The 10375-nt window shown below is 52.2% G+C and carries 10 protein-coding genes; 6 read left to right on the plus strand and 4 right to left on the minus strand.

The features are described from left to right. Positions 1 to 41: 41 nt before the first annotated feature. Positions 42 to 842, minus strand: coding sequence for an IclR family transcriptional regulator (locus TRM7615_RS21805; protein WP_125133725.1), 801 nt, complete (start codon positions 840 to 842; stop codon positions 42 to 44). Positions 843 to 901: 59 nt separating this feature from the next. On the opposite strand from TRM7615_RS21805, the gene TRM7615_RS21810 reads away from it, so the two are divergent. Both TRM7615_RS21810 and TRM7615_RS21815 read left to right on the plus strand, forming a co-directional pair. Continuing rightward, positions 902 to 1432, plus strand: a complete 531-nt coding sequence (locus tag TRM7615_RS21810; protein WP_108791704.1) for a 2,4'-dihydroxyacetophenone dioxygenase family protein — start codon at positions 902 to 904, stop codon at positions 1430 to 1432. A gap of 6 nt (positions 1433 to 1438) precedes the next feature. Continuing rightward, complete coding sequence (locus TRM7615_RS21815; RefSeq protein ID WP_108791706.1) at positions 1439 to 2173, plus strand: SDR family NAD(P)-dependent oxidoreductase; 735 nt, start codon at positions 1439 to 1441, stop codon at positions 2171 to 2173. Positions 2174 to 2352: 179 nt separating this feature from the next. Here TRM7615_RS21815 and TRM7615_RS21820 read toward each other — a convergent pair whose 3' ends face one another. Then, the gene (locus TRM7615_RS21820) at positions 2353 to 3666 is read right to left on the minus strand and encodes a tetratricopeptide repeat protein (RefSeq protein WP_108791708.1); all 1314 of its coding nucleotides are present in this window, start codon (positions 3664 to 3666) and stop codon (positions 2353 to 2355) included. A gap of 128 nt (positions 3667 to 3794) precedes the next feature. Here TRM7615_RS21820 and TRM7615_RS25385 point away from each other — a divergent pair, with 128 nt between their 5' ends. The 4 genes from TRM7615_RS25385 to TRM7615_RS21840 all read left to right on the plus strand — a co-directional run bounded on the left by TRM7615_RS25385 (position 3795) and on the right by TRM7615_RS21840 (position 7468). Beyond that, on the plus strand, positions 3795 to 4067 hold the full coding sequence (locus TRM7615_RS25385) for a hypothetical protein (RefSeq protein WP_125133726.1): 273 nt from the start codon (positions 3795 to 3797) through the stop codon (positions 4065 to 4067). Positions 4068 to 4098: 31 nt separating this feature from the next. Next, entirely contained in the window at positions 4099 to 5769 is a 1671-nt protein-coding gene (locus tag TRM7615_RS21830) for a sulfatase-like hydrolase/transferase (protein WP_108791712.1), read from the plus strand. A 69-nt stretch (positions 5770 to 5838) separates the two neighbouring features. Next, entirely contained in the window at positions 5839 to 6582 is a 744-nt protein-coding gene (locus TRM7615_RS21835; RefSeq protein WP_108791714.1) for a hypothetical protein, read from the plus strand. A 79-nt stretch (positions 6583 to 6661) separates the two neighbouring features. Beyond that, entirely contained in the window at positions 6662 to 7468 is an 807-nt protein-coding gene (locus TRM7615_RS21840) for an outer membrane protein (protein ID WP_108791716.1), read from the plus strand. A 1205-nt stretch (positions 7469 to 8673) separates the two neighbouring features. Here TRM7615_RS21840 and TRM7615_RS21845 read toward each other — a convergent pair. Together TRM7615_RS21845 and TRM7615_RS25785 are read right to left on the minus strand one after the other, a co-directional pair. Then, positions 8674 to 9978 (minus strand): ferredoxin reductase family protein, encoded by a 1305-nt coding sequence (locus tag TRM7615_RS21845; RefSeq protein ID WP_108791718.1) that lies wholly within the window; start codon positions 9976 to 9978, stop codon positions 8674 to 8676. Positions 9979 to 10166: 188 nt separating this feature from the next. Continuing rightward, positions 10167 to 10375: hypothetical protein (locus TRM7615_RS25785; RefSeq protein ID WP_207775256.1), on the minus strand; the 209-nt coding region annotated here is incomplete at its 5' end.

The raw sequence follows: 10375 nt of genomic DNA on the forward strand, positions 1-10375 counted from the left end.
GCTTTTGGGGAATCTGGGATTTAAGAAGACTGCTTAGCCTTTTAAATCGCATCCTCCGACAACCAGCGAACGCATTCCTTCAAGGCGGCTGTGTAATGGGATATGTCTTTCTTAAGCCTGAACAGCGGTACAGATATGCTGATTGCTGCAATCGGTTTGGCGTCTTCATCCAAGATGGCTGCGCCAAAACATACGATCCCCGTTTCATTTTCCTGATTGTCAAAAACGAAACCCTGCGCGCGGCATTGCGTGATCTGCTCGCGCAATTTGATCGGATCAATCGTCGTGAAAGGGGTGATGGGCGCCAAGGTCACAGTATCCAGAATGGCGGCAAGCTCCTCATCTGACAGCGCCGCAAGATAGGCTTTGCCAACCCCGCTGGAATGAAGCGGAACAAATGTGCCTACCGTAGAGTTCATACGCACCGTCTCAAGGCTTTCGATCTTGTCAATATAGACAAGGCCATCGCCGCTTGGCACGGCGAGATGTACGGTTTCACCCGTTTGGTCTCTGACGCGCACCAAGGCATCTCGCGCCCTTTCACGAATATCAGACGTGGCAAGCGCAGAACGGGCGAGATTGATCAGACGCGGGCCGGGCTTGTAGCTTTTGTCCCTGAGCTGCACGATTAACCCTTCGGCCTCCAAGCCATTGAGCAGACGGTAGAGGGTTGGGCGCGTAAAAAAACATTCATCCAGAAGGTCGCCCAGAGTTGGCGGGCTGGCGCGGTCACAAATATGCTGCAGTAACCCGATGCTACGGGCAAAGCTTTGAGTTCCCTGGACTGTATTCGCCATTGTGGCTCTCCAATTGACTGGGCGTGCTGGACCTGTATATTCCACATAATGGTCGCACTGTCCACATTATGGGCAATTAGTGATCGCAAGAGTTAGGAGCCGAAATGCCGTTGACCGAAACTGATGAAAATCCGCGCGTGCCCTACAAGCATCCGATGCCACAGGATGCTTTGCCCGAGATCGTGGTTTCTGACGCGCTGGCAGAGGATGACACACGCATGTGGGTGCAGCAGGCTGAACACGTGTTTTTCCGCCCACTTTGCCTGAATGTCTCACAAGGCTATTGGATGAACCTGCTGAAGGTCACCAAATCTGGTGTTCTGTCGCGCCACCGGCACGCCTGTCCGGTGCATGGCTTTGTGATAAAAGGACGGTGGCATTATCTGGAACATGACTGGTTTGCCGAAGAAGGCAGCTATGTCTTTGAGCCGCCGGGGGAGACCCACACCCTAGTGGTCCCCGATGACGTAGATGAAATGATCACTTACTTTCAGGTCAACGGAGTGATGTATTACTGCGATCCTGACGGAAATCACCTTGGCTATGAAGATGTATTCACCAAGATCGACATGTGCCGCGCACATTTCGAGAAGGTTGGCCTTGGCGCTGACTATGTGAAGAACTTTATCCGGTAGGTCATCATGAGCAACGTAACTTACGACTTCGCGGGTCGAACTGCAGTGATCACCGGTGGTGCAGCCGGGATTGGTGCTGAAATTGCACGTCACTATGCAGCAGCGGGTGCCAATGTTGCAATTTGGGACATGTCAGAACCAACCGATGCCCTCGAAGGTGCGATTTCATGCACAGTGGACATCAGCCAACCAAATCAGATCGCCGCAGCTGTTGCCGAAACGCGGAAAGCCTTTGGTGGCATTGATTTTTTGTCGCATAATGCGGGCTTTGCCGGGCCTACTTTGCCGACTTGGGAAAACGACCCAGCTGTTTGGGCGCGCGTTGTAGAAGTTAACCTGACGGGCACGTTCCATCTTGCCCATGCCATTGTGCCGGTGATGCAGGAAACTGGCTTTGGCCGGATCATCAACATGGCTTCGCTTGCGGGCAAGGAAGGCACGCCTAATGCCTCGGCCTACTCGGCCTCCAAGGCTGGCGTCATCGGCTTCACCAAGTCCCTTGCGAAAGAACTGGCGCACACTGATATCCGGGTCAATTGCATCGCTCCCGCAGCGATCAAGACGGCAATTCTGGATCAGATGGCACCGGAATTCGTGCAGATCATGATCGACAAATCGCCAATGAAGCGCCTCGGTTGGGTTGAAGAAGCCGCGCGAATGGTGATGTGGCTCAGCTCGGAAGATTGCACATTCAACACTGGAGCCGTCTTTGACCTTTCCGGCGGCCGAGCAACTTATTGACGGTGCATAAATGATCCATGAATGAGCACCTGTAGGACGCGCTCGACAAATGGCGCAAAGTGTGAAGATCAAGGGCGCGCGTGATCATTAGAAGAGTTGGGAGCTCGCGAAGGGCCAGCACATCGATTGGGGGCCGACTACGCCTTTGCCACATTACCAACCATCAAAAAGGCCGATGTTCACAATCCAACTTTGGTAGAGAAGAATATAAAGTCGTTCATATCGACACCAGGCGCGAACAGTCTCTGGGTCAAGGAAACAACGTCTACATTTGGCCAGGCTTTCTTTATTTCTTCGGCAAGCCTTCTTCCTTCTTCCGATTGGCCATTTGCTTCATAAGACGCAGCAAGAAAAGCTGAGGCAACGGAACTCACGGGTGCGCCATCAGTGACAGACCTTTGTAGCGCAACTATTGCACTTTGGTAATTTTCCAATTGAAAATGCGCGGCGCCCAAAGCGTTTATCCTAGGCGAACGACCATCATATGGCAGGCCGTCCAATTCGGGATCGCAGACCCGTATCGCTTCCTTGAACCGGCCCGTAAACAGATAAATAATACCCTGGAAATCCTGTATTGTGGAATCGTTGGGCGCCAAATGTGCGCTAGCTTCTGCATAGTCTATTGCCTCATCGTGGCTACCAGCAACAAACAGTGACCAGGCTTTTGCAATCTGGGTCCAGGAGGAAGAGGGAGCCATAACTATGGCTTCATCAGAGAGGAGCAAGCCCTGATCGACCATCTGGTTTCGCGCATCTGATGGAGGCAACATGAACCCCTTCATCGACGTCATCAAGGCAAGCCCAGCAAGGGCGTCACTATTGTAAGGGTCAAGTTCGAACGCACGCTCGAACAAAGAGAGCGAACTTTGGAGACGGACCGGATCAAACGCCGGGAAAATCAGGTATCTGGCTTGATCCACCAGCGTCACACTTTGCAAGCGCGCCGGAGAAACGTCAAATATAGCAGTGCGTTCCGCGGCCCTTCGCATCGTTTCAGTGCTATCAGAGACGTCCTTTGGACCACCAATAAATAGTATGCTTCCAACAACAAACAGGGCAAAAATCAGGCCGATCACAATGCCTGTCTTTGACAAAAAGAATGTCGAAGTGCCCGACGAGTATTGAATGGAAGCTACGGACGCGGTTTCTTTGAGTGTAGTTCCAGGCACCATCGTTTCGAACTCTGGAACATAAGTTCCTTTAGGAACGTTGATCCGTAGCGAAGAACTCTCTTTTTCATTGAGGTAGAAGTCATCCAACATGCGCCGGAGGCGCCCCGCATCAACCCGCACCAAGTTGGTTTGCAGATCATCTCCCATGGAACGCCCATAGACATCCATTGCAATGGTCTTGGCCTTGATCAACTCTTGACGGTCGGCGAGCGTTTCTTCGACCACGTATGTCAGAAAGTCGACGATCCGTGGAGAAGCAACGAAAGCTTCGCTAGACGTAATTTTTGCTAGAGCGCGTCGGATTTCTGTTTCCTGCGTCACGGCTTCCTCATGCCCTCTCGGATCGCCAGCTTTGAGTAGAGAGAAATTTATCCACAAATTCAACACATTAATGGGGTAATTTACCGTGTATCACTTCCCCATGCAGCACAGATCATAGACTTGATTGGGTGGCAGTCAAAACACACTGGCTGCTGCGGCCAAGCAAGAAGGGTAATTTCTTGGGAGAACGACAGGATTACTTGCTCAATTTGAATACGGTGCGTGAAGAACGGCTCATTGATCCAATCCTGAACGAGATTTGCCTCGACTACCAGTCTCTCTTGATTGAGCTGAACGGCTTGGAAGACAACGCATCTCAGACCGAACGGGGTTTGGTCTGCCAACTCGAAAACACTCTGCTTGCTCTTAAAAATGAAATCCTGGCTCGCGTCGCGAAATGAAACCACTTGCATCAAAGACAAAGGACCGAAAATGAAAAAACGATCCAAACTCGACATCGGCTGGCTTAGAATCGGGGCGGTAGTATTGTTTGCGAGCGGCCTTGCTTCGAGCAAAGCAAGCGCAACTGACGACATTGTTCGCGACGGCGAATACAACTTCCTTGCCGCCCAGCATGGTGACGTTTGGGCGGAGCAAGACAAATCCATCGATGCAAAACTGGCTGAATATCGGGAACAGAATGGTGGCAAGCCACCGAACATTCTGTACATCCTCATTGATGACGTCAGCTTTGGCCAGATGGGCAACAGAGCAATGAACTACGTCACAGGGATAGACACCCAACACGTCAATAAGCTGGCCCAAGAGGGCATGTCGCTGATGCGCATGTACACCGAGCCATCCTGTACTCCGACGCGTACCGCGTTTCTGACTGGCCGTCACCCCGTGCGCGCTGGTGTTGAAGAAGTAAAAGTCGCTTTGGTGGGTGAAGGCCTGGCTTCTGAAGAAGTTACCTTGCCTGAAGTCCTAAAGCAGGCCGGATACAATACATCTCATGTAGGCAAGTGGCATCAGGGCGACATCGAACAATCCTACCCTCACAACCAAGGGTTTGATTGGGCGGCCTTTCCGGTTCACCAGCAAGTTCAGCTCAGCCTGATGACACGAGAGGCCATGCAGGCAAACAATATGCTGGGATTTCACCCGTCCGGGCAGTCGAATGAGTTCCACATCGATCAGAGGTTCCGTCCATATGGCCTCGTAACGGGGCTGGAAGGCGAAGCTGGCGGGACAGCCAAGGAAATCGACCTTCAACCGGGTGAAGAATGGACACAAGCCCATTACGAACGGATGAACGAGCGTTATCAGGCACAGGTCCTGGAGCAATTGGAAAACCTGTCTCAGAAAGACGATCCTTTCTTTTTGCAATACTGGCCGCTGTATCCGTTGAACTTTGCCTATCCGGAACAGGCAATTTCGCGGAACGGTGGCTTTCATGCAGACAAGCTACAGCTTCTGGACACATGGATTGGCGAACTGCTGGCCAAAGTAGATGAGTTGGGTCTTCGCGAAGATACTGTCGTAATGCTGATGGCCGACAACGGTCTGATGTATCACTACGAGGGTACTTCGGGCCTATCGCAATTGATTTACCGCGGTGGCAAAACCCAACACCTCGAAGGCGGGGTACGTACAGATGCATTTATCCGCTGGCCAGGCGTGATCGAAGCAGGAAGTGCCGCCGGAGACATTGTGCATGTCAGCGATATGTTCACCACATTTGCCCGTATCGCGAACGCGACAGACTACATTCCGCGCGACCGGGTGATCGACGGGGTGGATCAGACTGCTTTGCTTCTCGAAGGCGAAGGCAATTCCCGGCGTGATTACGTATACGTTTACGAGGGGCCGGTTCTGCGTTCTATCGTAAAACAGGAATTCAAGATGCATATGCCCGCTCCCGGCGTTCCTGGTGCAGCTGCTCCGGTCTTCAATATCCTGCGCGATCCACGTGAGGAGAACCCGCAAATTGGAAACGCCTTGTGGTCAGGCGCAAGCTTTCAAGACATGGCCAAACGCCACGCGTTGACCATCGAAAAACACCCACATCTGCCCTTGGGCAAAGGCAAGCCCTACGAAGGTATCGAAAATTTGCGCCCTGAAAGCATTGAGACAAGAGAAGTCTTTGATAGCTGGCACTAAAAAAGAGCGGGTGTCAGGTCAACCGGTCTGGCGCCCGTCGTTTTTCAACGAAACATGCGGAACATAACGATGCACGCCTGGAAGATTTCCGTAGTTTTCGGCTTTTTCGCGTTTTTATCTGCATCAATAGGCTCGGCCGAGGAAAACGCGTCGAACCCGTTGGCTGCTGTCAACAACACAGATATTCGATTTCAGACTTTCGATAATACGAACGGTTCGCAGCTGCACGATCTGTACATTGATGGTGCGTATATGATGCGACCAAATTTGAAGCTGAAATACGAGCTTCATTACAACTCCACAGACATCACAGGCACAAGAGAGCAAGGCTTTGAAAAGATCATTTTGAAGGCGATCTATTTCCCTTCGGAATCTATGCTCAATGAAACGTGGGGAATGCGCACGGCCGTCGGCCTGGAATGGTCTATGGATCTGGGCGATGCAGCGAAAGGCATAGGAGCGGGCGCCGACACTCTGGCACCATTCGGCGGGATCGCATTTGCAAATTCACGAACAGGCCTCACACTAATTCCCTTGGTCCAACATTTTGCATCCTACAGCGGTCCAAACGACGTAAGCCAAACAGCGTTGAGGCTGATCGCGCTTCAACCATTTGCCAAGGACTACTGGGCCAAGCTGGACCTGATTGCACCATATGACTGGAACCGGGACGCAATCCCTGCAAGCGCTGAAATCCAGTTAGGTTACAACATCAACAAACAGCTGGCGGTTTATGGTGACATACTCGTCGGACTCGGGTCCGACAGGAGCTTTGATGGCGGCCTAGGCGTAGGTGTTCGCCTTAAGTACTGATGCATCCCCAAATCACGACAAACCTTTTCCGTTTGATCTCAACATCCGGAACAGATGATCCCGTCAAGGAAAATTGCAGATGAGAAAGAATATGACTCAGGCGATGCGCACAGCCCAGCTGAAGTTAATGACAATGATGATCCCGATCACGGCTTGGGCGCAGTCACTTCCAGCAAAGGGGCAAAGTGAAGACGACTGGCGTCACACAGTCGGCATTTACATGTTCGCGCCGCTGAGCACTACCGGTACGTCCACCATAAATGGGAGTACCGTGCCAATTGATCTTAACCTTAGCGACGTTCTGGATCTGCTCGATTTCGCTGCCTCAGGGCGGTACGAAGCATGGAAGGGAGATTTCGGTGTTGTTGTCGACGCCAACTACGTAGGCATAAAAGCCGACGGAAATCTGCCAGGCCCGGCAGGCGCCGCATATGACGTAACAGTACGCCAAAAATGGGTGGCGTTGATGGCCGCGTACCGGGTCGCAGATGGTGTCCTAAATGGCTCAGGTCAACGGTTCACTTTTGATGTTCACGGTGGGATTCGATACAACAACCTAAAACAGGAAGCGAATATTGGTGCGCTTCCAACTGCGGGCGGAGATGAGGCTTGGTGGGAGCCGGTAGTTGGCGCGCGAGGCATGTGGCGGCTGAACGACAAATGGACTTCTGTAGCTTCGCTGGAGCTAGGCGGCTTTGGTGCAGGAGGCAATGATCTTCAGATCGGTGCAAACTTTGGATTCGATTACCAACCTTGGGAAAGAACCGCTCTGACTTTCGGCTATCGCTACTATAGTATAGACTATTCAACGGTACTTTCGGGTGGTCCGTTCGCCTATGATACAGACCAACATGGCCCATATGTGGGTGTTAAGTTCTTTTTTTAGTAATGGGTTTGTAGCCGTTTGGCCGAGTGACTTCTTGAAAAGAAACCCTAGCGCCAACTTCGCGGTCTGTTGAGATCGATGAGGCGACTTTCATAGCTGATGGTCACGGTACAGCTTTGTGCATTGTCCGTGATCTCTGGCACATCGAGCCGCCCCTGGAAGGCCTGCACCGGATCTGTTCGCACCCCCAGCGGTCAAAATCACTGCAACTGCGACGCAGTCCATTCCCGCCAAGCGTCTGAAGAGACGTTTAGTTTTGAAGCCGTCTTGATTTGAGTGAAGGGCGGGTAGAAAGAGACGCGGGACGTTAGGAGACCGATTTCGAGCCAGGGGCCAGTCTCCGAAAGTCGGATGACTCAGCTAAACCCCTTTTAAAAAAAGAAAAAAGGTCCTCAATGGGGCCTCGTCTCGGGTTTGCGAATGGTTTGCGGCGGGGAGACAGGGATTCGAACCCTGGGGACGCTCTCACGCCCAACGGTTTTCAAGACGCAGTACTCGCTCATTCAATCAAGACTTTGGGCAAAATTGTTTCCCAGACACTTCATGAACAAAACAAAAACAAGGGAAACGGAATCGCTCCTTGTTTTGAGAAATTTCTCTCGATCAAAAGCTTAAGATCAGGCTTCCTAAGCGAGAGATGACCTGGTTTGTCGAAGGTGGTGAGGACTACTCTGGGGTATATGCCAACGCAAGGCGCCTCACTTGGTCAATGCCAACCTGCCAGACATGATTCTAGCGAGTTGGCTCTACATGAAACAGCGATCGCTATTTTTGGCCCAAGTCTCGCGCTTCTTTTTGCCAAGGGGTCCAACAAGACCTGTTTTACACATAGCCGAACTACCACACCTCACCGTTCGCAACCAGGACTTCAGATTTCATCCCCTGCCCACAGTAAACATCGTCTCGATTCTCTCGTGAGACAATTTTCACCCCGCATCGGACCTTGCCCCCCCTTGAGGCGCGGACGACAAGCGGGACTTTCCGGACTTTTGCTGCTGCAGCTATTGCACACGCAGCATTTCTTCGCCGGGCGGAAGGTTTTCCGCTGCAATGCAACCGGTTCCCCCAAACCAGTCATTGAAAAGCGCGACTGCAAAGGCGTGAATTAACGCAGTACAAAGACGAGGACTATCAAGCATAACACGATGTTCAGAACCCAGAACGTCAAAGAAATCCGTCGCCGCAGGCTCACATGATTAAACAGATTAGTCATAGTCGAACCGCTCCGAAAGGATACGATGCGTGGGTGTGCCCCTCTCAATCAGGTGATCTTCAACACTATCCATCATGATCGCGGGGCCACACATTACAAAGACCCATTCGCTGAGCTCTTGTTCCAGAAAGACACGATCTATCAGTGCGGTATCGATAAAGCCTGTCTCTCCGTGCCAGCTTTCCGGCGGTTCTGAGAGCACATAGACTACGTCTTGTGCTGCCAATTCGTCACGAAAGGCAATCTGATCAGCCACCCGGTTTCCATAGATCAACTTCACCTTGCGCGGATCCCCGGACAGGCGCATTTGCCGGAGGATGCCAATCAGTGGCGCAAGCCCCACACCCCCTGCAATAAGAGCGATCCCCGGTTCGGTGCGGCCATCAACAGTCAGATGGCCATAGGGGCCGTCAAGATAGGCGAACGTTCCTGCCGGTATCTGGCCAATGGTTCGCGTGAAGTCGCCAAGCTCTTTGATCATGAAGGAAATTTCCGGCCCCGCCCCCGGCGCGGAGCAAATGGAGAATGGGTTTTCTTTCATCGAGAATGAACTGTGTCCCACATTCAACCACACAAATTGCCCAGCGTTGTAATCAAGGCCAGAATGGCCCTTTGGTTTCACCGTTAACTCCCATTGTTTGGGCGTCAATTGGGTGACGGAGGTAACTAGCCACGGGCGTGTTTTATCCCGAAGTGGCACAAGCAGATAGACATAAAGCAGCGATCCAACTGCAACACCCGTCATCGCCAGCCACACCCACGTCATCGCCGGCTGCGATCCATATCGCCCAGCATAGGTGGTGTGATGCAACAGAAGCAGCGCGATCAAGAGCGCACCGATCCCGTGTATCAGGCGCCAAGTCTCGTATCGGTAGCCTAGGTGAGTACGTCCGACTGCCAGAAGAACAAGGCTTGGAAGAAGCAGAAAAGCAGCAATGCCTGTGAAAAGAGCGGAAAAATCAGTTGTGATTGTTAGTTGTCGCGTAGGGTCCCAAGGACGCTGACCACCAGAAGGCGTACCTCGGTAGAGGAAGGGATGTAGCAGGGCAAAACCCAGTGCCGTGCGCGCCATGACCTGATGAAACCGCATGATCACATCCAAACCAACGCCATTCGAAATACTCTTGAAGCGGCCAGACAGAACAAATTCCATAAGGATCATTGAAAAAGCCAGGATACCAAGTCCTGAGGCAAGTTCTTGGTGGATAAGGCGCGGCGGTCCGCCAAAGAACCAGGACAAGACCAAAGGCAATGTCACAGCGGCAAGATACGCAATGATCAGCAAGAGCGGCTTCATGTGTTCAGTCTGCCCCACTTTGTCTGCATATCAAATTCAGTTTTCTTGCCGGGCGCTGTTTACCCCAAAACAATCGCGTCCAGAACCGAAGTCGCTCACACAATTATGAAAAGTGCAACGACGTTCAGCGGCGCGCCTGTACGTGCAGGGCTTTGGCTGGTTTGGGCTCGAAACTGTCGTTCGCTGCGTCAAACCTGGGCGGCTGCCCAGCCCAATGCGGACGCGACCAGCGCTATTCCTATTTCTGAGCTTTGGTGTCGAGATAGGGCTGATTTTGTTGAAAAACTGATACTTGATCGAGGCATGATCTGCTGATTCAATTCTCTTATTGATTGGGAGGATTGGCGATGATGGGACCCAAGCAGGAAGCGCAGGCGGCACTGTTTTACGAGTTCTC

Origin of the sequence: Falsiruegeria mediterranea M17, from assembly GCF_900302455.1 — a bacterium.
Taxonomy (GTDB): Bacteria; Pseudomonadota; Alphaproteobacteria; order Rhodobacterales; family Rhodobacteraceae; genus Falsiruegeria; species Falsiruegeria mediterranea.

Coding starts and splice junctions, on each gene's coding strand:
- TRM7615_RS21810 (WP_108791704.1), top strand. CDS start 902: ATGCCGTTGACCGAAACTGATGAAAATCCGCGCGTGCCCTACAAGCAT.
- TRM7615_RS21815 (WP_108791706.1), top strand. CDS start 1,439: ATGAGCAACGTAACTTACGACTTCGCGGGTCGAACTGCAGTGATCACC.
- TRM7615_RS21830 (WP_108791712.1), top strand. CDS start 4,099: ATGAAAAAACGATCCAAACTCGACATCGGCTGGCTTAGAATCGGGGCG.
- TRM7615_RS21835 (WP_108791714.1), top strand. CDS start 5,839: ATGCACGCCTGGAAGATTTCCGTAGTTTTCGGCTTTTTCGCGTTTTTA.
- TRM7615_RS21840 (WP_108791716.1), top strand. CDS start 6,662: ATGAGAAAGAATATGACTCAGGCGATGCGCACAGCCCAGCTGAAGTTA.
- TRM7615_RS21845 (WP_108791718.1), bottom strand. CDS start 9,978: ATGAAGCCGCTCTTGCTGATCATTGCGTATCTTGCCGCTGTGACATTG.